This window comes from Arthrobacter oryzae (assembly GCF_030812315.1).
In the GTDB taxonomy this organism is placed as follows: Bacteria; Actinomycetota; Actinomycetes; order Actinomycetales; family Micrococcaceae; genus Arthrobacter; species Arthrobacter oryzae_B.
The window spans coordinates 19,118-41,536 of record NZ_JAUSSM010000019.1; the positions used below are offsets into that span (position 1 = coordinate 19,118).

Consider the following 22,419-nt stretch of genomic DNA (forward strand, 5'->3'; position numbering starts at 1 on the left):
CAACACTACGTGCCCGCCCGCTTCCGGTGCCCGGCAAAATCCCGGGATTCGTCAAAATCCGGGCAAAAAGAAACCCCGGCGGCTGGTGAGCCACCGGGGTTCAATTCTTAGGAAGCCAAGACCTCGTCGAGAACGCTTGCAGCCTTCTCTTCGTCCGTCTTTTCAGCCAGTGCCAGTTCTGAAATCAGAATCTGGCGGGCCTTGGCCAGCATACGCTTCTCACCTGCGGAAAGGCCGCGGTCGTGATCACGGCGCCACAGGTCACGAACGACCTCTGCCACCTTGATGACGTCCCCGGAAGCAAGCTTCTCCAGATTTGCCTTGTAACGACGCGACCAGTTGGTAGGCTCTTCAGTGAACTCGGCCCGGAGCACGTCAAACACATGCTCCAAACCTTCTTTGCCCACTACGTCGCGAACACCAACAAGGTCAACGTTCTCTGCTGGAACTTCAATGGTCAGATCACCCTGAGCCACCTTGAGCTTGAGATACATCTTCTCTTCGCCCTTAATGGTGCGCATCTTGATTTCTTCAATTTTTGCTGCACCGTGGTGAGGGTAAACTACTGTCTCGCCGACCTCAAAAACCATGTGGACTTTCCCCTTTCCCGCAGACCAGTTTATCACGATTCAGGCATACGACTGGCACGGATCCGGGCCGGGAACCGCGTAAATACAGGGAAAATGGGGGTAATCCACCCCCGCCAACCCCTTGACGAATGCGGATATTAGTGCATGAAGGGGGTCATGCCAAGGGACCCCGGATGGTCTTCCGGGCCCGGCGGAGGTGTGCGGAGCCGTTGGGTTGGGGCTTGTTTCCGGACACCAATGTGTACTGCCCGAATCCTTGTTTGAGACGGTTTGAGGATAGGCTATGGCTGAATAATGTTTCAAGACTCTCAAGGAGTGCGTGACGTGCGTTTCACTGCGATGAACCGGGGCCAGCGCGGCAAGCTGGCAATGGCAACGGCAGCAGTTGCCATCGGCCTGCTGTCCGTAACCGGCTGCGGCTACATCAACGCCCAGCAGACCACAGAGCAGTACTCGGCATCGGACGGCACCAGGGAAGATCTTGGCCCGCTCCAGATCCGCAACTTCATGATCGTCTCCACCGGCGAGGACAAGCCGGGCCGCGTGATCGGTGCGATTTACAACTCGTCTTCCAGCGACGTCAAGCTGACTATCAACGGGGCAGGGGGCTCGCAGACGCAGGTGTCTGTGAAGCCGAATTCCTACACCCTGCTTAACAACTCCACGGATCCGGCGATCCTCAGCAGCACCGGGGCCATCCCGGGCTCGCTGTCCGAGGTCAGCATTTCCGAAGACGGCACCAACCAGAACGCCAAGGTCAGGGTGCCCGTCCTGGACGCGACGCTGCCCGAATACAAGGAGTACCTGCCGGAAGGCAGCGAGCCCACCGTCTCGGAGACGGCCACCCCGACTCCCACGAGCAGCGAAAGCCACTAACCCGGCCACGCAGACTCAGGTACGCAGATCAGATACGCAAAAGGAGGGCTCCCGCCGGGCGGGAGCCCTCCATTTGTGAATCCGGCTTTCTTCCTAACCGGCCGTTGCCTAGGGCTCGAATTTGTAACCCAGGCCCCGGACGGTCACAAGGTACCGCGGGGCCGACGGGTCCGGCTCGATCTTGCTGCGCAGCCTCTTAACATGGACGTCCAGCGTCTTGGTGTCCCCGACGTAGTCTGATCCCCAGACCCGGTCGATGAGCTGGCCGCGGGTAAGCACCCTGCCGGAATTGCGCAGCAGCATTTCCAGCAGCTCGAATTCCTTCAGCGGCAGCGACACCTGTTCACCGTCGACGCTCACCACGTGGCGTTCAACATCCATCCTCACGGGCCCCGCCTGGACCGTGTTGGTGATCAGCTCCTCCGGCTCCCCCTGCCGCCGAAGGACAGCCCTGACGCGGGCAACAAGCTCGCGGGAGGAATATGGTTTGGTGACGTAGTCATCGGCCCCGAGTTCCAGCCCTACGACCTTGTCAATTTCGGCGTCTTTGGCGGTCAGCATGATGACGGGCACCATGGAGCGCTGGCGCAGCTGCCGGCACACCTCGGTGCCGGACTGGCCGGGCAACTGGAGGTCCAGCAGCACCAGGTCAGCGCCGTTGCGGTCGAACTCCGTGATGGCGTCCAAGCCGTTGTCCACGACTTCCACCTCGAATCCTTCCTTGCCCAGGAGGTAGGACAGTGGGTCGCTGAACGACTCTTCATCCTCGACTATGAGAATCCTGCTCAAGCGCTGGCTCCTTGCTCATGGACGCCGGTGGCGTCGTGACTGTGTGGTGAGGTGCTACGGGCGGCCGCTGCGGGCGCCGCGGGGGCGTCGCCGTCGTCCTGCCCCTCCATCTCTGGAAGTCGGATGGTGAAGGTGGAGCCCTGGCCGGGCTGCGACCACAGCGTCACTTCCCCGCCGTGGTTGGAGATGACGTGTTTGACGATGCTCAGACCCAGGCCCGTGCCGCCCGTCTGCCGCGACCTCGCTGCATCCACACGGTAGAAGCGTTCGAAGACACGTTCCTGGTCCTCCGGGCTCAGGCCGTCCCCCTGGTCAGTGACAGAGATGGAGATCAGGCCTTCCTTGGCGCGCACGCCGATCCCCACCCGGGTGTTCTCGGGCGAGTAGCGGATGGCGTTGTCGATCAGGTTTCGCAGCGCCGTGACCAGCAGGTCCTGGTCACCGTAGACCATGGCGTCCACGCGTCCGCCGACCACGATGGAGATGTTCTTGCTTTCAGCTGGCAGTTGCGAACGGTCCACGGCCTCGGTGATCACTGAATTGACGTCCACGGGATGTCCCTGCTGGGCCACGTTGGCGCCCTGCAGCCGGGAGAGCTCGATGATGTCCTGCACCAGTGCTGCGAGCCGCGCCGACTCCTTCTCCATGCGCTTGGCAAAACGGCGGACGGCCACTTCGTCGTCAGCCGACGATTCCAGGGCCTCGGCCAGCAGGGAAATGGCGCCTACCGGCGTCTTGAGTTCATGCGAAACGTTGGCAACAAAGTCGTTGCGGATCTCCTCAGTGCGGGTGATCTCGGTCCGGTCGTCAGCGAGCAGGAGGATGTATTCCTCACCGAGCATGGCTGCGCGGACCTGGACGATGATGGTCCCCTGGCCCAGCGGGCCGCGGGGCAGTTCAAACTGCTTCTCGAGGATGACGCCGTCCCGCCGCACCCTGGCCGTCATGTCCAGGAGCTGTGCGTGGACCACGGTGTGCCCGCGGACCAGGCCGAAGGCATAAGCGGCCGGGCTCGCCCTCACCACGCCGTCGATCGCGTCGACCACCACAAAGGCACGGCCGACGACGGCGAGCACCTCGGCAGCCCCGGGAGGCAGCGCAGGTTCGTCGAATTCAACGTCCACCAGCTTGCGCTGCTGTTCGCTCACCCTGAAGGCGAGCACGCCAAAGATGCCGAAAGACAGACCGACCAGGCCTGCGATGACACCGATGAGCATTGGATCCACGGCTCCAGCTTATGCTCTGCCCCGGGCGCCAACGACGAATGTGATGCGATAACCCGATGGGTTCAACTAACGTTCACCTATAGGTGCGTAACAGTTCACCGGCCGCTGACAGAGTTATCAGTTGGACTGCTGAGCGGTGACACGAAATCTGCCCGCCACCACGGTGGGGAAAGGATTTCCAAGGAAAGGACGCGTAGTGCGTAAGGTTTTTCAGGAGGAGCTCACACAGGTGGGCGAGCAGCTCGTCGAGATTTCAAAGCTGGTCAGCGAGGCCATTGACAAGGCCACGACCGCTTTCGAAGGCGCGGACGTCGACCTCGCCCAGGACGTCATCGCCGCTGACGCAAGGATCGACTTCCTGCAGAACAGCCTGGACGAGCGTGCCATCGATATCCTCGCCCTCCAGGGGCCCGTGGCCAGCGACCTTCGGATGATCGTGGGTTCGCTGCGGATGAGTGCCTCGCTGGAGCGGATGGGCGACCTCGCCCGGCACATCGCCCAGCTGGCGCGGCTCCGCTTCCCCGCCACGGTGATTCCGCCGCAGCTCGCGGACACCTTCAAGAGCTTCGCCGAACAGGACCTTCTGATCGCGAACAAGCTCACCGAACTGCTGGAAACGCGTGACCTGGAAGTCGCCCGCGACATCCTCAAAGCAAATGCCACGGTCAACGACCTGCACCTGAGCGTCTTCAAGGCAATCGCCCGCAGCGACTGGAGCGAGTCCCCGGCCACCACCGTGGACGTTGCCCTTGCCAGCCGCTACTTCGAGCGGTTCGCTGACCATGGCGTCTCCGTTGCCCAGAAGGTCACGTACCTGGTCACCGGCGCCTGGCACCCGAACAGCACCGAAATCAGCTGATTTCCCTGGAGTTTTTGTCCAGATAATGGCCTTTGGCGGGCACTTTGGCGGCATTATCTGGACAAAAACTCGAAGTTGAGGGGGACAACGACGGCGGGCCGGTCACCTAGGGTGGCCGGCCCGCAGTCGTTTAACGCGTAACTTTACTTTTTGCCCTGGTTGGCCACCGCAAGGATGGCTTCCGCAGCAGCCTCCGGGTCGAGGTACGTGCCGCCCGGCTTGACGGGCTGGAAGTCCTCGTCGAGGTCGTACACCAGCGGGATGCCGGTGGGGATGTTCAGGCTCGCGATGGCTTCGTCGCTGATGCCGTCAAGGTGCTTGACGAGCGCACGCAGTGAGTTGCCGTGGGCGGTGACCAGGACGGTCTTGCCGGCCTTGAGGTCTTCCTTGATGTCCGATTCCCAGTAGGGCATCAGGCGGACAAGGACGTCCTTCAGGCATTCGGTGCGCGGGAGGGCGTCGCCCAGGTCCGCGTAACGGGGATCGTGCGCCTGGGAGAATTCGCTGTTGTCGTCCAGGGGCGGCGGCGGGGTGTCGTAGGAACGGCGCCACTCCATGAACTGCTCTTCGCCGTACTCGGCGAGCGTCTGTGCCTTGTCCTTGCCCTGCAGGGCGCCGTAGTGGCGTTCGTTCAGGCGCCAGTCGCGCTTGACGGGGATCCAGCCGCGGTCGGCCTTGTCCAGGGAGATGTTGGCCGTGTTGATGGCCCGCTTCAGGAGCGAGGTGTAGAGGACATCCGGGAGAACATCGTTCTCAACCAGGAGCTCGCCGCCGCGTGCTGCTTCCTCGCGGCCTTGGTCATTGAGGTCAACGTCCACCCAGCCGGTGAACAGGTTCTTGGCGTTCCATTCGCTGTGGCCGTGGCGCAGCAGAATCAGCTTGTAAGTCATGGTTTTTATCCTAGCCGAGCAGGCGGTAGCAGTGCCGAGCGTTACATCGTGGGCGCTGAGGGGCAGTTGAAGGACGCCGTGGCAGGCGTGCGGCGCAGGCGGACCGTTAAGCTTGTCCGGTGGTGCAGAAAGCTGAACGCGTAGCCCCCGTCCGGGCCGGGAACCATTCCCAAGGCGGAGCCGGCGGCGCAGGCAAAAGCGGCAAACCGATCGGCAACGTCACGCGCGGCACCACCAACCCCAACCGGATGCGGCGGCTGGACCGCTGGCTCGCGGGACCGCAGGCCTGGCGGCTGCGCCGGGCAACCGATCCGCTGGTCATCGACCTCGGATACGGCGCCTCCCCTGCGACCGCCGTCGAGCTGTTTGACCGTTTGTCCGCAGTGCGCGCGGATGTCCGGGTGGCCGGAATAGAGATCGAGCCCGCGCGGGTCCGCGCCGCCAAGGCCCTGGAACGGGCCGGGCTGAGCTTCCATGTGGGCGGCTTCGAGATTCCTGTGCCGGGCCAGCCGGTGATTGTCCGGGCGTTCAACGTCCTGCGGCAGTACGAGGAAGCCGATGTTGAGGCGATCTGGAGCCTGGTCCGAAGCCGGCTCAGCCCGGACGGGCTGTTCATTGACGGCACCTGCGACGAGATCGGGCGGCGCGTGACGTGGGTGGCCCTTGACGTCGGCGGGCCGCTCAGCCTCAGCATTTCGATGCGGTTCGGCGGCTTCGTGCTGCCCTCGGAAATTGCCGAACGGCTACCGAAGGCACTCATCCACCGGAACGTTCCCGGCGAGAAAATCCATGGTTTCCTGCAGGCACTGGACAAGGCCTGGCTGAATGCGGCGCCGCTGGCGGCGTTCGGGAACAGGCAACGGTGGACGGCCATGTGCCGGTCAATGCTCGACGGCGGCTGGCCCGTTCACGACGGCCCCTCCCGATGGCGGCTGGGCGAGTTGACGGTGGGCTGGGACGCCGTCGCTCCCTCACCCTAGGGAAGGCTGCTAAGAAGGTTAGGGAAGGCTGCGAAGAAGGGCTTCCGCGGAAAGGCGGCCGGCTACCAGGGGCCGTAGGGACCCATGTTGCGGCTGCCGCCCCGACCGGCATCCTTCACGGCGGGTCGCACGTCGGCGAGGTAGACGGACGCTGCGGTCACTGCCGCCAGCCCGAACAGGCCGAGCGTGCCGAAACCGCTGCCGCCGCCAAAGAGTGACAGCGCACCGATGGCCAAGGCGCCGCCGGTCAGTGCCAGCCAGAACGTCTTGGTCCGCTTGGACACGGCTTCGAAAGCGTTCGCCTTGTGGCGGAGGCAGTCAAAGAACGCCCACGCTTCAAGACAGAACGCCACGAGCGCCAGTACGAAATAGACCCCGGTCTCGACAAAGCCAATCAACTGTTTTCCGTCCACGACCCCAGCCTATCCGTCCAGAGCGTCCAGTGCCTGCTCCAAATCGGCCCAAAGGTCGTCTACGTTTTCAATCCCCACGCTCAGGCGGACCAGGTTGTCCGGCACGCTGACCGGCTCGGCCGCGTGCCGCCGTCGTCGTTCGATCAGGGACTCGACACCGCCCAGCGAGGTGGCGGGGAGCCACAGCTGCAGTGCGCGGACCAGCTTGTCCGCTGCGTCGGCGCCGTTGAACCCGCCGGCGGGGGCAATCTGCACGCACAGGATGGAACCGAAGCTCTTCATCTGTGACTTGGCGCGGTCATGGCCGGGATCCGAGGCGAGGCCCGGGAACCGGATGCCCTCGATGCGCGGATGCGCGCTCAGCCGCTCGGCGAGGACTGCTGCCGAGGCCTGGGAGCGTTCGATGCGCAGGGCGAGCGTACGAAGGCCGCGCAGGGCAAGCCAGGCTTCGAACGGACCCGCGATGCCGCCGTGGATGATGCGGTGGTGCAGCAGCGTTGCGCGGAGGGCGGCGTCGCACGTCACGAGGGCGCCCAGGACAACGTCGGAATGCCCGGCCAGGTACTTGGTGACCGAGTGCAGGACGACGTCGGACCCCAGGCTCAGCGGCTGCTGGACCAAGGGGGTGGAAAAAGTGTTGTCAGTAACGACGATGGCGCCGGCCGCGTGGGCGGCAGCGGTCAGGGCGCGGATGTCCGCGATCCCGAGCATCGGGTTGGTGGGGCTCTCCAGCCACAGCATGCTGGCGGCCTTGCCGTCGGCCGGAGCCAGCAGCGCCTTCACGGCGTCCGTGTCCGCGATATCCACAGTGCGGAGCTCGAACAGCCCCTTCTCAGCGAGTTCGGTGGCCATCACCAGGGAACCGGCGTAGCTGTGCGAGGGCATCACCAGGACTCCCCCGGCCGGGATGAGGGACAGCGCCGAACTTACGGCAGCCAGCCCGGAGGCATACAGCAGGCCGGGGAGGGTCGCACCTTCAAGCTGGCCCAGGGCTTCTTCGAACGGATCCCAAGTGGGATTGGAGTAGCGGCCGTAGCCGCGGTCGCCGTCGGCGAGGGGCCCGGTCCCGAAGTAGGTGGACGAGAGGACGATGGGCTGGTTGACTGGCTCATCGCGTTTTCGGGGCGGACGGCCGGCGGCCACAACCACCGTTTCAGCCGACAGCTCGGCGGCTTGCTGTTCGGAAAGACTCATGGTCAAAGAGTACGTGGGAGGCCTGCAGCGCATGAAAGCCGTTACGACTGACACCTAAGCTGTCAGTGATTGTCGGTAGGCTGGTCTTGTGACTAACCAGAACCCCGGACTGTTCATCGCCTTCGAAGGCGGCGACGGCGCAGGCAAGTCCACGCAGGCCGCAGCACTGGCCGGGGCCCTTGAGTCGCGCGGTGTTAAGGTGCTGCGCACCCGGGAGCCGGGCGGCACCCCGATCGGCGAAAAACTGCGGTCCCTGGTCCTGGACCACGGCCATGGCCACATCGATGCCCGCACCGAAGCCCTGATCTTTGCCGCGTCGCGCGCGGCCCACGCGGACCAGGTCATCCTGCCCGCCCTGGAACGCGGCGACGTGGTGCTGACGGACCGCTACATCGATTCCTCGGTAGCCTACCAAGGGGCCGGGCGCGAGCTCGGAACCGGTGCCGTGCATGATCTGAACGAGTGGGCCACGTCCGGCCTCCAACCGGATCTCACAGTGCTGCTTGACGTCGACCCCGCCGTGGGCCGGCTTCGCCGCACGGCAGGCGACGCCGCGGAAGACCGGATGGAATCCGAAGCCGACGAATTCCATGCCAAGATCCGTTCCGCCTTCCTGGACCTCGCAGCCGGCCGGCCGGACCACTACCTGGTGCTACCCGCCCACCTGCCCGTCGACGAGCTGGCCAGCCTTATCCTGGCGCGTGTGGATGAGCTGCTGCTGTCGCGGCAAATTCCCTGGCAAGTTTCCCGGAACGGTGTCGCCCCGTGACCGTCTGGGATGACCTGCAGGGCCAGCCCGCCGTCGTCGCCCAACTGCGCCAGGCCGCCCAGGGCGAAAACCTGACCCACGCCTGGCTCTTCACCGGCCCGCCCGGATCCGGCCGGTCCAACGCTGCCAAGGCGTTTGCCGCTGCCCTCAACTGCGACCAGGAGGACGTCACCAGGCGCGGCTGCGGCGAATGCGCGGCCTGCCTGACCATCCTGGGGGAAACGCACTCGGACGTGGCGTTCGTCCGCACCGAAAAAGTCACCATCACCATCGATGAAGCAAGGGATCTGGTCTCCACCGCGGGAAACCGGCCGTCATCCGGACGGTGGCGGATCATCGTGGTGGAAGATGCCGACCGGATGGCCGAACGCACCACGAATGTGCTTCTCAAGGCCATCGAGGAGCCCACGCCCCGGACCGTGTGGATGCTGTGCGCTCCTTCCCCGGCGGACGTCCTGGTCACCATCCGGTCCCGCTGCCGCGCGGTGGCGCTGCGGCTCCCGCCTGCCGCCGATGTGGCGGCACTGCTGGTGAGGCGCGACGGCGTGGATCCCGCCCTTGCCGAACGTGCGGCCCGCGCAGCGCAGAGCCACGTCGGTATTGCGCGCCGGCTCGCCCGGGATGCTGATGCCCGCGAACGCCGTTTGGAAACCGTGCGGTTCCCGCTGGGAATGCGGGGCATCACCGCGGCGGTCCTGATGGCCGAAAAGCTTGTGAAGATCGCCACGGAGGAAGCCAACAGCTCCAATGAAGTGCGCGACGCCGAGGAGAAAGCGGCGCTCCTGGCCACGCTGGGCGCCCCCGAAAGCGGTACGCTGCCGCCCGCCATGCGAAGCCAGGTCAAACAGCTCGAGGATGACCAGAAGCGGCGGGCCAAACGCTCCATCACCGATTCCCTTGACCGGACGCTCACGGACCTGCTCTCGTTCTACCGCGACGTGCTGATCATCCAGATGGGGAACGCCGTGGAACTGGTGAACGTTGAACTCAGGAACGAGCTGACGGAGTTTGCCGGCCGTTCCGGTCCGGAGGCAACGCTCGCCCGGATGGATGCGATCAACAAGGCACGCGAGAGAATTACCACCACCAACGTTGCACCGCTGCTGGCCATCGAATCCATGGCCGCGAGCCTGATCTAGTGCCGATCCGTCCAGCCCCGTCCCGCCGCCGTCCGTTCCCCGCCCGAGCCCACGCCAAGTCCCTCAAGGAGCCCTGCATGAAGCCTGCCCGACGTCTGCCCCTACGGTCACAGTCCGGAGCGACCGCGGTCAAGGCAGCTGCTGGCTCCCTGGCCGTGCTGCTCGCGCTGACCGGCTGCACGCTGTTCGGCACGTCCAACGGCGGATCAAACGGCGCCAGCACCGGCAAGGCTGATCCGTCGATCGCCGAGGCGGCTCCCGAGGAGCTCCGGAGCTTCTACTCGCAGGAGGTTTCCTGGACTGCCTGCGAGGACAAGCTTCAGTGCGCCAAGATCAAGGTGCCGCTGGACTACAGCAAGCCGGACGGCGACAGCATCGAGATCGCGGCGCTCAAAATGCCGGCAACCGGAAACAAAACCGGCAGCCTGCTGGTCAACCCCGGCGGTCCGGGCGGCTCGGGCTATGACTTCGTCAAGGACGCGGGCGCCACGAATATTTCCAGTGAAGTCCGGTCCAGCTATGACCTGGTGGGGTTCGACCCTCGCGGAGTGAAGCGGTCCTCGCCCGTAACATGCCTCACTGACCAGGAACGGGACGCGTCCCGGGCCAAGAGCTACGATCTCAGTTCCGACGCCGGCCTGGCCGCCTCTATTGCGGACAACAAGGCAACAGCCGCAAAATGCGCCGAAAAAACCGGTCCGCTGCTTGCCCATGTGGACACCGTCAGTGCCGCCAAGGACTTGGACATCCTGCGGGCGGTCGTCAACGACACCAAGCTGAACTACCTAGGGTATTCCTACGGCACGTTCCTGGGGTCCACTTACGCCTCACTCTTCCCGGACAATGTGGGCCGCATGGTGCTCGACGGTGCGCTGGACCCGTCCCTCAGCAACGAGGAACTCACCAGCGGCCAGGCCCGTGCGTTTGAAAAAGCCATCCGCGCCTACGTGGAGAAGTGCCTCGGCGACAACGGCTGCCCCCTCAGCGGAACCGTGGACAGCGGCGTTCAGCAGATCCGCGACGTGGTGGCGGCCGTGGACGCCAATCCGCAGCGCGCACAGGACGGAAGGCTGGTTACCGGCTCGGCCTTCGTCAGCGGACTCATCCTGCCGCTGTACAACGACGACAACTGGCCCGTGCTGACCCAGGCCCTGGACTCGGCACTCAAGGGCGACCCCTCACCAATGCTGCGGCTGGCCGACCTCGGCGCTGACCGGGATGCCGGCGGCAAGTACACGTCCAACAGTGCCTTCGCGTTCAACGCCATCAACTGCCTGGACTACCCCATGGTGACTGACGCGGCAGCCATGCGGGCGGACGAGCAGAAGTTGCGGCAGGAATCCCCCACCCTGGGCTACTTCTTCGCCTACGGCGGCACCAACTGCCAGGACTGGCCGTACAAGAGCATCCGCACGCCCGCGCCCGTGGAGTACCCCGGCTCCGCGCCCATCGTGGTCGTCGGAACCACCGGTGACCCGGCGACTCCCGTCGAGTGGGCAGGCGCCCTGCGGAAGCAGCTGGGCAACGCTTCCCTGGTGACCTGGACAGGCGAGGGCCACACGGCCTACGGCCGCTCGAACAGCTGCGTCACCGACGCCGTGGATGGCTATCTCCTGACCGGGGAGGCACCCGCGGACAACACGGAGTGCTAGGTCCGCCGGCGCAGGCCTGACGCAACGGGCTACGCGGACCGGGGCTCCAGCAGCACCGGCAGGTCGCGGATGGAATGCACGACGGCGGTGGCACCGGCCGCGCGGAGCGCTGGCTCCCCGTGCGCGCCGGTGAGGACTCCGGCAACCGTGGTGGCTCCGGCCCGCAGTCCCGATTGGATGTCCGCGCAGCTGTCCCCCACCACGGCGACCTCACGGACGTCGTCCAGGTCCAGTGCGAGGACGGCCGTCAGGATCATGTCAGGGTAGGGCCGGCCCCGCCCTGCATCGGCGGGACACAGGCTAAGGTCCGCCAAACCCATCCAGCCAAGGCTCTCCAGCACCATGTTCTGCGTGTGGCGTCCGAAGCCCGTGGCAAGGCAGACCATGATGCCGGCCTCACGCAGCCAGCCAATCGCATCCTCGGCGCCGGGCACTGCCCGGATGACGCCGTCTGCTATCAGCTCATCGCAGCTGCGTTCGAAGAAGGTGTTCGCTGCTGCGGCCCGGGCCCGGTCCTTAAACAGATGGCTGAAGACAGCGAGTTTCGACATCCCTGCCGTGTCCCTGGCGTACCGGAGCATGCGTTCGAACTCCGCCGAGCCTTCCCCTACGCCCTGGTCTGCCAGGGTGCGGCCCATGGCGCGCTCCATGAGTCCGCCGTCGAACACCGTTGTTCCCACCATCGCCAGTACGGCGAGCCGGACGTCATGGGCGGCGCCCGGCAGCGTCCCCTGCAGTGTGGCTGCGGTTGCTGTTGCGGATACGTCTGCTGTGTCCGGAGTCATGGCCAAGCCCCTTCGCTGACAAGCGGCCGTCGACGCGGCCGGCGGTTGATCCTTCCACAGTGGGAGCCCGGCGGAACCCCCTGCTGAACCCGCTTCGACCGCAGGATGAACATCCAGACAACGTCCGCCCCGGCACTTCCGGAACACCGCCAGCCCGGCCGGACCGGCGATCCTGCGGATGCATGAACCGCTCATTTTGACCCGGGCAGGGGACTCTATTACAGTTGTCTCTTGCATGATCCGCCCGGTTCTTCCGGGTCTTGTCGTGCGGTGCTTCCTTAGCTCAGTCGGTAGAGCGTTTCACTCGTAATGAAAAGGTCATCAGTTCGATTCTGATAGGAAGCTCGGGAAGAACCCCGTGTTGTCGCGAAATTTTCGACGATGCGGGGTTTTTTACTGGTTTGAAGCGGGCAGCGTTCACCACCCCCGCGCCGGCCTGACGCTGGGAGCGCTGCAGCCCCTGAAGGATGGCGGACCACGGAACTTATTGCCCGTCACCGGACCACTTCCGGTTGTTATGGAAAGACACGCCTCCGATGAGCCCCGCCAGAGCCGCCGGCAAGGCGAACAAACCAAAGATCTGCGGTATCAGCGATGGCGGCGTTGTGACCATCGTGGCCATCCCTGTTAGGGCCACCGGCGCGGCAACGCAGATCGTTACCCAGAGCGGATACTGCCGAATCTGGGACCAGACGGCCGCTGCAATGGATGCAGCCGACCCGGCGAGCATGAACAACCTGCCGACTCGCAAACGCTCCACAAACTCCGGCACAGGCTCGTAGACGAACAGCAATGTCCGCTCCAAAGAAATGCCTGTCAGGATGATGGAGGCACCCACCAACGCGGCCCAGGGCAGCGACCGTCGCCTCCACCAAGGGCGGACGACGTAGAGTTCATCGCTCGGTGAGTTCGTCACCCTGCGATCTTATCCAGTGGCTGCTGCAGGGCGCCGCCGCAGGCGGCGGAGCTCACTCGGAGGCGCAGAAGCGGCCGCGGCCCATATGATGCTCGCATGGATGAGCAACAACTGGCGGACATCGCCGCCGCGCTCTACAGGCTGCCGCTGGAGGAGTTCGTGACCGCACGGACAGCAGCCGCCAAGGCTGCCGCGGCGGATAGCGGCCGCGCCCCGGCCGACGATGTCCGTGCCCTGCCCAAGCCGTCCGCGGCGGCCTGGGCCGTCAACATGCTCGCGGTGCACCGTCCCGGCCCCCTCAGGGAGCTTGAAGAGCTCGGTGCGTTGATGCGCAGCGCCCAGGGGGACCTCGACGCCGGCGCCCTCCGCTCGCTCGCACAGGAGCGGCGGCAGTTGCTGAACAGGGTCATGGACGCAGCCCGCACGGTGGCGGAAGAGCATGGCCGCAAGCTCAGCGGCGCGGTGGCCACCGAAGTGGAACAAACGCTGCGGGCCGCCACTGTTGACGAAGGTGCGGCCACTGCCGTTCGGAGCGGCAGGCTGCTCCGGGTACTTTCGGCCGACGGCGTGGACAGTGTGGACCTCCACGACGCTGTTGCAGTCCCTTCCGTGCTGACCCTCCCGGCTGTTCCGGCACCGGAGGCAGTCCCGGCGTCTGAGTCGGGGCAGGCGTCCGAGTCGGGGAAGGTGTCAGAGTCGGGGAAGGCCGTGGAGGCGCCCGGGAAGTCCAAGGGGCGCGCCACTAAGGCTGGCACCCCGGCGGCCGATGCGCCCGCCGCAGCTTCCGCTGAGAAACCGCGGCTCAAAGCCGTCAGGACGGAGCGGCCGGCCCCAACACCGTCAGCCGTGGAGCGTGCCGCGGCGCGGCTGGCCGAAGCGGAAGAAGCCGCGCGCTCAGCAGCGGAGGAAGCACGGCTCCGCACGGCCGAATTCGAGGAAGCCGAAGCGGACATGACCCGGCTCGGGGACGAAGCGCGCAGCCTCCGCGAACGGCTCAAGGTTGTTGATTCCCAGTTCGAGCAGGCCAGGAAACGGCGGGAGGCCACGGCTGCCCAAAAGCAACTGGCTGCCCGCGCCGCGGAAAAAGGCCAACGGGCGGAAGTGCTCGCGAGGGAAAGGGTGCTCCGGCTTCGCAACACGCCGGACTGAGTGGCCTTTACTGTCAGAGGCCGGTTGCACACTGGATTCATGGATACGAACTTCAGCAACAGCAAGTCCTCAACCCGGGCTAGCCACGGCGGTGACGCCGCTGGCCACCGGGAATTCCACGTCACCTACTTTGATGCCGACTGCGGCCTGATCCGGTCGGAAGTGTTCAGCACCCAGGCCGAGGCGGAGCGTTTCGCCAGCCGCAATGTTTCCGACGAGCAGGGTTGGGCCGTGATCGACGCCGTGCCCGCTCAGCAGGGCCGCCTGGCAGCCTGAGGACACGCGGGAGGCCCCGCACTTCATGAGTGCGGGGCCTCCTGCCAAACCGGCCTTGGCGCTACGCCGCCGGGCCCTGTGACCGCCTAGGCGAAATCGGAGACGGCCGGGTCCGGGCCGATGCGGCCGGCGCCCTCAGCAGTCCGGTCCAGTCCGTTGATGGCCTCGATGTCCGTGCCGTCCAAGGTGACATCCAGGGCCGCGTAATTTTCGCGGATCCGGGACTCCGTGACGGACTTCGGAATCACGACGTTGCCGATGGCAAGGTGCCAGGCAATGACCACCTGTGCCGGCGTGGCACTGTGCTTGGCCGCGATTTCCGCGATGGCCGCGTGCTCCAGGAGCTCGCCGCCCTGGCCCAGCGGTGACCACGCCTGGGTGAGGATGCCCTTGGACGCGTTGAATTCGCGCAATTCCGCCTGGTTGAAGAACGGGTGCAGCTCCACCTGGTTGATGGCCGGGACAACGCCCGTCTCGTCGATGATCCGCTGCAGTCCCTCGGTGGTGAAGTTGGAGACACCGATGGACTTGACCCGGCCGCGCTTCTGCAGCTCGATCAGCGCCTTCCAGGTGTCCACGTACTTGTCCTGCTGCGGCTGCTGCCAGTGGATCAGGTACAGGTCCAGGGTTTCGAGGCCCAGCCGCTCCATGGATGCCTCGAAGGCGGCCAGGGTTGACTCGTACCCCTGGTCCGCGTTCCACAGCTTGGTGGTGATGAAGATGTCTTCCGGCGTCAGCCCGGAGCGTTCAATGGCTCGGCCCACGCCCGCTTCGTTGCCGTAGATCTTGGCGGTGTCGATATGGCGGAATCCGGCCTCGAAGGCCTGGACCACTACCTTTTCCGCAACGTCGTCCTCAACCTGCCACACCCCGTAGCCGAGCTGGGGAATGGTGTTGCCGTCATTGAAAGTCAGTTCAGGAGAAAGAGTCATTCGTTCATTGTGCCAAGGACGGCCCCGCCCGGCCAGCGAAACCGGCTGGCTAAGCTAGGCGCTTAACCGGGAATAGCGGCCTGGTCGGCTGGCTGGCGGGCAACTGCTCCCCCTGCCCGCTACGATTCCTGCGGCTGTTCAGCAAGGCGGCGTTCGGCGTCGGCGATCTGTTCAAAGACCGATTCCGCACGACGCCGCACCGAGGCAGCCCCGACGGGTATGGGCCCGACTGCAAGGCGCAGCATCGCAGCCGCTTCCGCCGTGGTGGCGAGGGAGTTGCCGGCCTTGGACAACGACCGGTGGACGCCTGCCAGTGCTCCCGGGATGTCCAGTCCGTCGCTGGGTGAGCGCCGCTGCGCTTCGACACAAACCTCCCGGACCCGGACGGAGAGCCCGGCGAGGTCGTTGGCGATCTCCACAAGCTCGGCATAGAGCTGGTCATCTTCCACGCCCTCCAGGACCTGGTGGAACCGGTCAAGCCCGCGGTGGAAACGGTCATGGGCGCGCCGCCACAGGCCCTTGCCGAGCTCGGCGTCGTCCTTCCGCCCCTGGCGGGCAGCTGCGAAGAATGCCACGGGAACCCTAAAGGTACTGGCCTGGACCGTGGTCCGGATCATCCGTTGTGCCGGCCTTCTCCGCGCCGGGGTGCGCCGCCCGGGCGCGCTCCGGCGTGCCGTCCTCGCCGATCACAACGCCGGGGGCGATCACCGTCCCGGGCGGCAGCTGGCGCAGCTGCCTCTGCGCCATGGCGTGTTCGCGGGCGGCATGCTGAGCGGCAATGGCGGTCTGGATGCCGTGGAACAGCCCTTCCAACCAGCCGACCAGCTGGGCCTGGGCAATGCGGAGTTCCGCGTCGGACGGCGTGGCCTGTTCGGGAAAAGGCAGGCTGATCCGTTCCAGCTCTTCGACGAGTTCCGGGGCCAGCCCGTCTTGGAGTTCCTTGATGGAGCGTTCGTGGATTGCTGCCAGTCGCCCGCGCGCAGCGTCGTCCAGTGGTGCCGACTTCACTTCATCCAGCAACTGCTTGATCATGGTGCCGATCCGCATCACTTTGGCGGGCTCGTCCACCAGGTCCTGGACGCTGCTCCCCTTGGGCCGCGTCCCCGTTTCAGGGTTCGATATGGGGGCGGAAGGAGCCGCGTCGTCGAGAGTGGTGCCCTCTACAGGGGCGTCAACCGCAGGCTGAGTGTCGTTCGGATCGCTCATGGCTTCATACTCTCACGAGCCGTGAGCACAGACGCCAGTCAATGAACGCAGTTGACCCGGACGGGACTGGCGCTGCGCAGGAACGGCAGAGGGCGCCGTCGGACCCCATGGATCCGGCGGCGCCCTCGAACGGCAAATTTGCCTTCAGCAGCCGTGGCTGCTCAGCAACAGTCTGCTCAGCAACAGCGGCCCTGGGGATTGCTGTCCTGCCGGTCCGTGTGGTCCCGCCAGAACTCGCGCTCGCTCATGGGCGCGTCCTGATGACCGGAAGCGGTGTGATGCTCCAGGTACTTGGCATAGGCGTCCGCACCCATCACACTGCCGAAGTAGCGGGCGAAGCCGCGGAACCCGTCCAGAATTGCGCTCATGACCGGGTCCGCATCAGTGGTGCGCGGGCTTTTCGAGCCGCAGCTCTGCTGGAAGTTTGTTCCACTGGGCCACGAGTTCCCGCTCTGCCGCTGTGGGAATGAGCCCCGCCGGAGCGTAGCCCCGGGACGGCACGGCCGGGTCCTCGTGGTCATCGTGACCAATGCCTGCGGACTCGTTGCGGAAGGCCTTCACCGTGGCGATCATCGCCGTGATGATGACGATGATGCTCAGCACCACGAAGATCACCGACAGCCAGCCCTGGATCATGGTGTTGCGGACCACGGCTTCCATGGCGGCTACGGTCTTGGCGGTTCCGAATTCCGTCTTGCCGTCCGCCAGGGCCTTGGAGAAGGCCGCATTGTTGGCGAAGTAGCCAACGGCCGGGACGGGCGAGAAGATCTTCTGGAAGCTCGCAGTGATGGTCACAACGGCCGCGAACGCCAACGGCAGTGCCACAATCCAGAGGTACTTGAATGAGGCCCGCTTGGCCGCGATGGCCATGCAGACGGACAGGGCGATGGCGGCGAGCAGCTGGTTGGCGATGCCGAACAGCGGGAAGAGCGTGTTGATGCCGCCCAGCGGGTCGGTAACGCCCATCAGCAGCACCGCACCCCACGCACCCACCATGACAGCCGTGCAGAGCCAGGCTCCCGGCCGCCACGAGTGTTCCTTGAACTTGGGGATGAAGTTGCCGATGGAGTCCTGCAGCATAAAGCGGGCCACGCGGGTGCCGGCGTCCACGGCGGTCAGGATGAAGAGCGCCTCGAACATGATGGCGAAGTGGTACCAGAACGCCATCATGGCCGTGCCGCCGATGAACTGCTGCATGATGTGGGCGAGCCCCACAGCCAGTGTGGGGGCACCGCCGGTGCGGGACACTATGCTTTCCTCGCCGACGTTCCTGGCGGTCTCGGCCAGGAGATCCGGGGTGAGGTTCACCCCGGCAAGCCCAAGGCTGTTCACCCAGGTGGCGGCGGTTTCGACCGTCCCGCCGGTCAGGGCTGCAGGCGAGTTCATGGCGAAGTACAGCCCGCGGTCGATGGAGATGGCCGCCACGAGGGCCATGATGGCCACGAAGGATTCCATCAGCATGCCGCCGTAGCCGATCAGGCGGGTCTGGCGTTCCTTTTCGATCAGCTTCGGGGTAGTGCCGGAGGAGATCAGGGCGTGGAAGCCGGATAGCGCGCCGCAGGCAATCGTGACGAACAGGAACGGGAAGAGCGCCCCGGGGAAGACCGGACCGTTTTCCCTGCTGGCAAACTCGCTGAAGGCCGGCACGGTGATTTCGGGGCGGACCACGATGATGGCCAGCGCCAGCATGACGATCACGCCGATCTTCATGAACGTGGAGAGGTAGTCCCGGGGTGCCAGGAGGAGCCAGACCGGGAGGATGGCGGCGATGAAGCCGTAGACGATGAGGCCCCAGGCGATGGTGACCTTGTCCAGGTGGAAGAACGCCGCACCCCATTCGGTCTCCGCGACGATCCCGCCGCCGATGATGGCCGCCATGAGCAGGACAAAGCCAATGAGCGAAACTTCGAGGACCTTGCCGGGCCGGAGGAAGCGCAGGTACACGCCCATGAAGAGCGCGATGGGAATGGTCATGCCCACGGAGAACACACCCCAGGGGCTTTCGCCCAGCGCGTTCACGACGACGAGGGCGAGGATAGCCACGATGATCACCATGATGAGCAGGGTGGCGATCAAGGCGGCGGTGCCGCCGATGACGCCGAGTTCCTCGCGGGCCATCTGGCCCAGTGAGCGGCCGCCGCGGCGCATGGAGAAGAAAAGGACAAGGTAGTCCTGCACCGCCCCGGCCAGGACGACGCCGATGATGATCCAGATGGTGCCGGGCAGGTAGCCCATCTGGGCCGCAATGACCGGGCCCACCAGCGGGCCGGCTCCTGCGATGGCGGCGAAGTGGTGGCCGAACAGGACGTTGCGGTCAGTGCGGACATAGTCTTTGCCGTCCGCCTTGTACTCAGCGGGGGTGGCGCGGCGGTCATTCGGCCTGGTGATGTAGCGTTCGATCACCTTGGAGTAGAAGCGGTAGCCGATCAGGTACGTGCAGACGGAGGCGAACACGAACCAGATCGCGTTGACCGTTTCCCCTCTGACAATGGCCAGCATGAACCAGGCGACGCCGCCAAGCAGTGCGATGGCTGCCCAGATCGCGATTTTCCGCGGTGTCCATTTGCGCTCTTCGGCTTCCTGCACCGCCTCATCCACCGCTGTTGGTGGCAGATTTGGATCCGGCACCAGCACGTCGTCCGCCAATGCTGTCCGTGCTTTGCCATCCGGCATTTTGCCCATGTCTCCTCCTTGAGAATCCCAGCTTAAGAGTGATCTTCCCCATGGCACCTTAGCAAGGCGTAGTGGGCCCGGATATTGGTTTGGGGGCGGCGGCGCCGCGCGCCTCGCCGAACGGTCGGAGCGCAGCGCTGAGCGGCAGGGATTTGGCGGACGGCCCGACCCGGGACGCCGTCCACGGCTACGGGGCCGGGCTGTTAAGCTGGGCCATCCGTGCTTCGCAGAGGTCCAGCCACCGGACCTCGGCTTCGGTCTGGAAAATCAGCGAATCAAGCACCAGCAGCCACGCGGTATCCGCCCTGCGCTGACTGGCGGAAGCATCGCGACGGGACTTGGTGTAGTCCTGCAGCGCTTTCACTGAGGCGACTCTCTGTGCCTGGATGACGGCGGCGACATCCACGCCGGGGATCGTCACGGCGAGGGCAAGTTTGATGGCGAGTTCGTTCCGGGGCGGGTTGCCGCGACTTACCGGAGCCTGGAACCATCCAATGACTTCGCTCCGGCCTGCGTCCGTGATGCTGTAGACCACATGGCCTTCGCCGTCACCGCCTTCGTTCCTGACCAGTCCATCCCGCTCCAGCCGGTCCAGGGTGGTGTAAACCTGCCCGATGTTCAGTGGCCAGGCAGAGCCGGTGCGGTCCTCGAACTCGACCCTCAACTGGTATCCGTAACGGGATTTGTCCTGAAGCAGGGCGAGGAGACTGTGACGAATGGACATGCTGCCCCCTGATGTCGCAAAGACGACGGCATACACGCGCCCCCAAGACGCGTGCATACCGCGTATGGAATTACAGTAGCGTGATTCCACCCTCAAGGCAATACTGGGTATTCATTCGCGGCGGGGACGGTCACATGACCAGGAGGACCTTCCCCACGTGATCGCCGGAGTCGAAGTACTCGTGGGCTGCGCTCACCTGGTCCAGGGGAAAGGACTTGGCAACCAGCGGCCGGATGCGCCCGTCGGTCAGGAGCGGCCACACGGATTCCCGCACTGCATTCATGATCACGCCCTTCTCGGCCACCGGTCGCGGGCGCAGTGCGGTGCCGATGATCGCTGCCCGCTTGCTGAGGAGTTTCCCGAGGTCCAGTTCCGCCTTCGTGCCGCCCTGGAGTCCGATCACGATGAGCCTGCCGTAGTCCGCCAGCGCGTCCACGTTTTGTTGGAGGTACTTGGCACCGACGACATCCAGGATGACGTCCGCACCTTTGCCGCCGTTTTGTGCCCGCAGGGATTCGGGAAAATCCTCCTCGGTGTAGTTGATGGCAATATCTGCGCCCAGGAAGGCCTTGGCGGTGCCCACCTTCTCGGCCGTGCCGGCGGTAGTTGCAACCTTGGCGCCGAAGGCCTTGGCCAGCTGGATGGCCATGGTGCCGATGCCCCCGGTGGCGCCGTGGATCAGCACGGTCTCTCCCGGGTGGAGCTGCGCGGTCATAATCAGGTTCGAGTAAACGGTGGCCGCCACTTCGGGCAGGGAAGCGGCGGTGACCAGATCCACGCCGTCGGGAATCCTCAGCACCTGCTCGGCGGGGACCGCCACCTGCTGGGCGTAGCCACCGCCTGCCAGCAGGGCCACAACCTTCTCCCCCACGGAAAACGGTTTGGACACGTCCGGACCGAAGCCGGCTATCCTGCCGGAAACCTCCAGGCCGAGGATCTCCGAGGCGCCGGGCGGCGGCGGGTAGAAACCCCTGCGCTGCTGGACGTCGGCGCGGTTGAGGCCCGCGGCGACGACGTCGATCAGTACCTCGCCGGGGCCCGGAACCGGCGCCGGGACCTCGCGTACTTCGAGCACCTCGGGCCCGCCGGCCTTGCTAACGTAGACGGCCTTCATGGTGAACTCCCGATTCCTAGCTGCTTCCTGCCACAAAAAATAGTGCGCAGCGGCTGCGCCTGCCCGCAAACACTCCGGACGGTTTTTGTCGCAGCCAACTGCCTATGAAACACTACTCGGTAAGGAAGGTTGTCCGAGCGGCCGAAGGAGCTGGTCTTGAAAACCAGTGTGCGGTAACCCCGTACCAAGAGTTCGAATCTCTTACCTTCCGCGAACGATGCCCCGGGTCCTGGATTATCAGGACCCGGGGTATTTTCCGTTAAGGGAAAGTTTGGACCGGGACCATTGAAAGTGTCAGTGCTCCGGAATAGTGTCTGGTTTGTCTTCACAGACCATCCACTCACCGCGGGCGTGCTGCCGCGGACACCGACAGGAGCCACTATGCCCAGCCCTGACATCACGCCCGGCGCACCGTGCTGGATCGACCTCATGACTTCGGACGCCGCCAACGCCAAGCAGTTCTATGGGGAACTGTTCGGATGGGACTTCCAGACGGGCGACGAGGAGAAATACGGCGGCTACATTACAGCCTGGAAAAACGGCAAGTCCGTGGCCGGACTCATGCAGAAGGATGAAACCATGGCCGGGATGCCGGACGTCTGGACCACCTACCTGCGCTCCGACGACGCCGCCGCCACAGCCGAGGCGGTCAAGCAGCATGGCGGCCAGGTCTACATCGAGCCCATGGACGTCCCGGAGCAGGGGTACATGGCCATGTTCGGAGACGCTACAGGCGCCGCCATCGGTATCTGGCAGCCACGTGAAATGACCGGATTCCAGCTCGTGGCCGAGCCCGGGACTGCAGCCTGGCACGAACTTCACACCAAGGACTACGCCACCGCCGTGAAGTTCTATCAGGACGTCTTCGGTTGGGACACCGACGTCATGAGCGACACCCCCGAATTCCGCTACACCACGTTGGGCGCCGGGGACGCCGCGAAGGCCGGCATCATGGACGCTTCCGGCTACATGCCGGCCGACGTTCCGTCCAACTGGCAGGTCTATTTCGCCGTAGAGGACGCCGACGCATCCGTCGACAAAGCTCTCAGCCTCGGCGGAAAGGTCATCGGGGCACCCGAGGACACCCCGTTCGGCCGGCTGGCCACTCTTGCCGACCCCACCGGCGCCATGTTCAAGATCGTGGCAGATACCGGGCAGGGAGGCGGCGGACAGGCCACGGCCGAAGACGCCGCCGGCGCCTAAGCCGCCGAGGAGGTCCACGTAGGAAAACTGATTCTAAGAAATACCGGCCAGCGGCTCCCATCCG

The 22,419-nt window shown here is 65.2% G+C and carries 24 protein-coding genes and 2 tRNA genes; 11 read left to right on the plus strand and 15 right to left on the minus strand.

Translation table 11 applies throughout. From position 1 onward, the window contains the following. Window positions 1-107: 107 nt before the first annotated feature. Window positions 108-590: a CarD family transcriptional regulator gene (locus J2S97_RS22425; protein ID WP_011690592.1), complete on the minus strand. Its 483-nt coding sequence runs from the start codon at window positions 588-590 to the stop codon at window positions 108-110. Window positions 591-929: 339 nt separating this feature from the next. Between J2S97_RS22425 and J2S97_RS22430 the strand changes: the two genes are divergently transcribed. Then, a complete protein-coding gene (locus tag J2S97_RS22430; protein ID WP_373460641.1) occupies window positions 930-1,466 on the plus strand; it encodes a hypothetical protein in 537 nt (178 codons plus the stop codon). Window positions 1,467-1,574: 108 nt separating this feature from the next. Here the strand turns inward: J2S97_RS22430 and J2S97_RS22435 are convergent, their stop codons facing one another. Then, window positions 1,575-2,255: a response regulator transcription factor gene (locus tag J2S97_RS22435; RefSeq protein ID WP_307052145.1), complete on the minus strand. Its 681-nt coding sequence runs from the start codon at window positions 2,253-2,255 to the stop codon at window positions 1,575-1,577. Beyond that, window positions 2,252-3,472 (minus strand): sensor histidine kinase, encoded by a 1,221-nt coding sequence (locus tag J2S97_RS22440; RefSeq protein ID WP_307052175.1) that lies wholly within the window; start codon window positions 3,470-3,472, stop codon window positions 2,252-2,254. The genes J2S97_RS22435 and J2S97_RS22440 overlap by 4 nt, the downstream gene beginning before the upstream one ends. A 205-nt stretch (window positions 3,473-3,677) precedes the next feature. Between J2S97_RS22440 and phoU the strand changes: the two genes are divergently transcribed. Continuing rightward, window positions 3,678-4,340 (plus strand): phosphate signaling complex protein PhoU, encoded by a 663-nt coding sequence (gene phoU, locus J2S97_RS22445; protein WP_307052146.1) that lies wholly within the window; start codon window positions 3,678-3,680, stop codon window positions 4,338-4,340. A 143-nt stretch (window positions 4,341-4,483) separates the two neighbouring features. Here the strand turns inward: phoU and J2S97_RS22450 are convergent, their stop codons facing one another. Further along, window positions 4,484-5,230, minus strand: a complete 747-nt coding sequence (locus J2S97_RS22450) for a phosphoglyceromutase (RefSeq protein ID WP_307052147.1) — start codon at window positions 5,228-5,230, stop codon at window positions 4,484-4,486. Between the two features lie 119 nt (window positions 5,231-5,349). Here J2S97_RS22450 and J2S97_RS22455 point away from each other — a divergent pair, with 119 nt between their 5' ends. Next, the gene (locus J2S97_RS22455; RefSeq protein ID WP_373460640.1) at window positions 5,350-6,210 is read left to right on the plus strand and encodes a class I SAM-dependent methyltransferase; all 861 of its coding nucleotides are present in this window, start codon (window positions 5,350-5,352) and stop codon (window positions 6,208-6,210) included. A 62-nt stretch (window positions 6,211-6,272) separates the two neighbouring features. On the opposite strand, the gene J2S97_RS22460 is transcribed toward J2S97_RS22455, so the two are convergent. Both J2S97_RS22460 and J2S97_RS22465 read right to left on the minus strand, forming a co-directional pair. Next, window positions 6,273-6,623 (minus strand): DUF2516 family protein, encoded by a 351-nt coding sequence (locus tag J2S97_RS22460; protein ID WP_307052148.1) that lies wholly within the window; start codon window positions 6,621-6,623, stop codon window positions 6,273-6,275. Window positions 6,624-6,632: 9 nt separating this feature from the next. After that, window positions 6,633-7,817: a trans-sulfuration enzyme family protein gene (locus J2S97_RS22465; RefSeq protein ID WP_307052149.1), complete on the minus strand. Its 1,185-nt coding sequence runs from the start codon at window positions 7,815-7,817 to the stop codon at window positions 6,633-6,635. Between the two features lie 88 nt (window positions 7,818-7,905). On the opposite strand from J2S97_RS22465, the gene tmk reads away from it, so the two are divergent. From tmk to J2S97_RS22480, 3 genes are all read left to right on the plus strand, one after another. After that, complete coding sequence (tmk, locus tag J2S97_RS22470; protein ID WP_307052150.1) at window positions 7,906-8,586, plus strand: dTMP kinase; 681 nt, start codon at window positions 7,906-7,908, stop codon at window positions 8,584-8,586. Beyond that, a complete protein-coding gene (locus J2S97_RS22475; protein WP_307052151.1) occupies window positions 8,583-9,725 on the plus strand; it encodes a DNA polymerase III subunit delta' in 1,143 nt (380 codons plus the stop codon). Before tmk ends, J2S97_RS22475 begins: the two co-directional genes overlap by 4 nt. 77 nt (window positions 9,726-9,802) lie before the next feature. Beyond that, entirely contained in the window at window positions 9,803-11,377 is a 1,575-nt protein-coding gene (locus J2S97_RS22480; protein WP_307052152.1) for an alpha/beta hydrolase, read from the plus strand. A 29-nt stretch (window positions 11,378-11,406) separates the two neighbouring features. Here J2S97_RS22480 and J2S97_RS22485 read toward each other — a convergent pair whose 3' ends face one another. Further along, complete coding sequence (locus J2S97_RS22485) at window positions 11,407-12,162, minus strand: HAD family hydrolase (protein WP_307052153.1); 756 nt, start codon at window positions 12,160-12,162, stop codon at window positions 11,407-11,409. Window positions 12,163-12,434: 272 nt separating this feature from the next. Here J2S97_RS22485 and J2S97_RS22490 point away from each other — a divergent pair. Further along, a tRNA-Thr gene (locus tag J2S97_RS22490) sits at window positions 12,435-12,507 on the plus strand. A gap of 139 nt (window positions 12,508-12,646) precedes the next feature. Here the strand turns inward: J2S97_RS22490 and J2S97_RS22495 are convergent. Continuing rightward, window positions 12,647-13,078: a hypothetical protein gene (locus tag J2S97_RS22495; protein ID WP_307052154.1), complete on the minus strand. Its 432-nt coding sequence runs from the start codon at window positions 13,076-13,078 to the stop codon at window positions 12,647-12,649. A 96-nt stretch (window positions 13,079-13,174) separates the two neighbouring features. Here J2S97_RS22495 and J2S97_RS22500 point away from each other — a divergent pair, with 96 nt between their 5' ends. Both J2S97_RS22500 and J2S97_RS22505 read left to right on the plus strand, forming a co-directional pair. Then, window positions 13,175-14,227 carry a hypothetical protein gene (locus J2S97_RS22500; RefSeq protein ID WP_307052155.1) on the plus strand — a complete coding sequence of 351 codons (1,053 nt, stop codon included), beginning with the start codon at window positions 13,175-13,177 and terminating at the stop codon, window positions 14,225-14,227. A 39-nt stretch (window positions 14,228-14,266) separates the two neighbouring features. After that, window positions 14,267-14,503, plus strand: coding sequence for a hypothetical protein (locus J2S97_RS22505; protein WP_307052156.1), 237 nt, complete (start codon window positions 14,267-14,269; stop codon window positions 14,501-14,503). An 86-nt stretch (window positions 14,504-14,589) separates the two neighbouring features. On the opposite strand, the gene J2S97_RS22510 is transcribed toward J2S97_RS22505, so the two are convergent. The 7 genes from J2S97_RS22510 to J2S97_RS22540 all read right to left on the minus strand — a co-directional run bounded on the left by J2S97_RS22510 (window position 14,590) and on the right by J2S97_RS22540 (window position 21,152). Continuing rightward, a complete protein-coding gene (locus tag J2S97_RS22510) occupies window positions 14,590-15,435 on the minus strand; it encodes an aldo/keto reductase (RefSeq protein WP_307052157.1) in 846 nt (281 codons plus the stop codon). Window positions 15,436-15,554: 119 nt separating this feature from the next. After that, window positions 15,555-16,010, minus strand: a complete 456-nt coding sequence (locus J2S97_RS22515) for a hypothetical protein (protein ID WP_307052158.1) — start codon at window positions 16,008-16,010, stop codon at window positions 15,555-15,557. A gap of 7 nt (window positions 16,011-16,017) precedes the next feature. Continuing rightward, a complete protein-coding gene (locus J2S97_RS22520) occupies window positions 16,018-16,641 on the minus strand; it encodes a bacterial proteasome activator family protein (protein ID WP_307052159.1) in 624 nt (207 codons plus the stop codon). A 176-nt stretch (window positions 16,642-16,817) separates the two neighbouring features. Continuing rightward, window positions 16,818-17,009 (minus strand): YbdD/YjiX family protein, encoded by a 192-nt coding sequence (locus J2S97_RS22525; protein ID WP_307052160.1) that lies wholly within the window; start codon window positions 17,007-17,009, stop codon window positions 16,818-16,820. 13 nt (window positions 17,010-17,022) lie between these two features. Next, on the minus strand, window positions 17,023-19,323 hold the full coding sequence (locus tag J2S97_RS22530) for a carbon starvation CstA family protein (RefSeq protein ID WP_307052161.1): 2,301 nt from the start codon (window positions 19,321-19,323) through the stop codon (window positions 17,023-17,025). A 178-nt stretch (window positions 19,324-19,501) separates the two neighbouring features. Beyond that, window positions 19,502-20,038, minus strand: a complete 537-nt coding sequence (locus tag J2S97_RS22535; RefSeq protein WP_307052162.1) for a PadR family transcriptional regulator — start codon at window positions 20,036-20,038, stop codon at window positions 19,502-19,504. 130 nt (window positions 20,039-20,168) lie between these two features. Then, window positions 20,169-21,152 (minus strand): NAD(P)H-quinone oxidoreductase, encoded by a 984-nt coding sequence (locus J2S97_RS22540; RefSeq protein ID WP_307052163.1) that lies wholly within the window; start codon window positions 21,150-21,152, stop codon window positions 20,169-20,171. A 123-nt stretch (window positions 21,153-21,275) separates the two neighbouring features. Here J2S97_RS22540 and J2S97_RS22545 point away from each other — a divergent pair. Next, window positions 21,276-21,363, plus strand: a tRNA-Ser gene (locus J2S97_RS22545). 170 nt (window positions 21,364-21,533) lie between these two features. Then, on the plus strand, window positions 21,534-22,355 hold the full coding sequence (locus J2S97_RS22550) for a VOC family protein (RefSeq protein WP_307052164.1): 822 nt from the start codon (window positions 21,534-21,536) through the stop codon (window positions 22,353-22,355). Window positions 22,356-22,419 lie beyond the last annotated feature (64 nt).

Bases quoted from the DNA above. Each gene is read 5' to 3' on its own strand.
- J2S97_RS22535 (WP_307052162.1), bottom strand. From the start codon at position 20,038: ATGTCCATTCGTCACAGTCTCCTCGCCCTGCTTCAGGACAAATCCCGT.
- J2S97_RS22485 (WP_307052153.1), bottom strand. From the start codon at position 12,162: ATGACTCCGGACACAGCAGACGTATCCGCAACAGCAACCGCAGCCACA.
- J2S97_RS22430 (WP_373460641.1), top strand. From the start codon at position 930: ATGAACCGGGGCCAGCGCGGCAAGCTGGCAATGGCAACGGCAGCAGTT.
- J2S97_RS22425 (WP_011690592.1), bottom strand. From the start codon at position 590: ATGGTTTTTGAGGTCGGCGAGACAGTAGTTTACCCTCACCACGGTGCA.
- J2S97_RS22440 (WP_307052175.1), bottom strand. From the start codon at position 3,472: ATGCTCATCGGTGTCATCGCAGGCCTGGTCGGTCTGTCTTTCGGCATC.
- J2S97_RS22530 (WP_307052161.1), bottom strand. From the start codon at position 19,323: ATGGGCAAAATGCCGGATGGCAAAGCACGGACAGCATTGGCGGACGAC.
- J2S97_RS22465 (WP_307052149.1), bottom strand. From the start codon at position 7,817: ATGAGTCTTTCCGAACAGCAAGCCGCCGAGCTGTCGGCTGAAACGGTG.
- J2S97_RS22450 (WP_307052147.1), bottom strand. From the start codon at position 5,230: ATGACTTACAAGCTGATTCTGCTGCGCCACGGCCACAGCGAATGGAAC.
- J2S97_RS22505 (WP_307052156.1), top strand. From the start codon at position 14,267: ATGGATACGAACTTCAGCAACAGCAAGTCCTCAACCCGGGCTAGCCAC.
- J2S97_RS22550 (WP_307052164.1), top strand. From the start codon at position 21,534: ATGCCCAGCCCTGACATCACGCCCGGCGCACCGTGCTGGATCGACCTC.
- J2S97_RS22500 (WP_307052155.1), top strand. From the start codon at position 13,175: ATGGATGAGCAACAACTGGCGGACATCGCCGCCGCGCTCTACAGGCTG.
- J2S97_RS22540 (WP_307052163.1), bottom strand. From the start codon at position 21,152: ATGAAGGCCGTCTACGTTAGCAAGGCCGGCGGGCCCGAGGTGCTCGAA.
- J2S97_RS22520 (WP_307052159.1), bottom strand. From the start codon at position 16,641: ATGAGCGATCCGAACGACACTCAGCCTGCGGTTGACGCCCCTGTAGAG.
- J2S97_RS22525 (WP_307052160.1), bottom strand. From the start codon at position 17,009: ATGAGCGCAATTCTGGACGGGTTCCGCGGCTTCGCCCGCTACTTCGGC.
- J2S97_RS22510 (WP_307052157.1), bottom strand. From the start codon at position 15,435: ATGACTCTTTCTCCTGAACTGACTTTCAATGACGGCAACACCATTCCC.
- J2S97_RS22480 (WP_307052152.1), top strand. From the start codon at position 9,803: ATGAAGCCTGCCCGACGTCTGCCCCTACGGTCACAGTCCGGAGCGACC.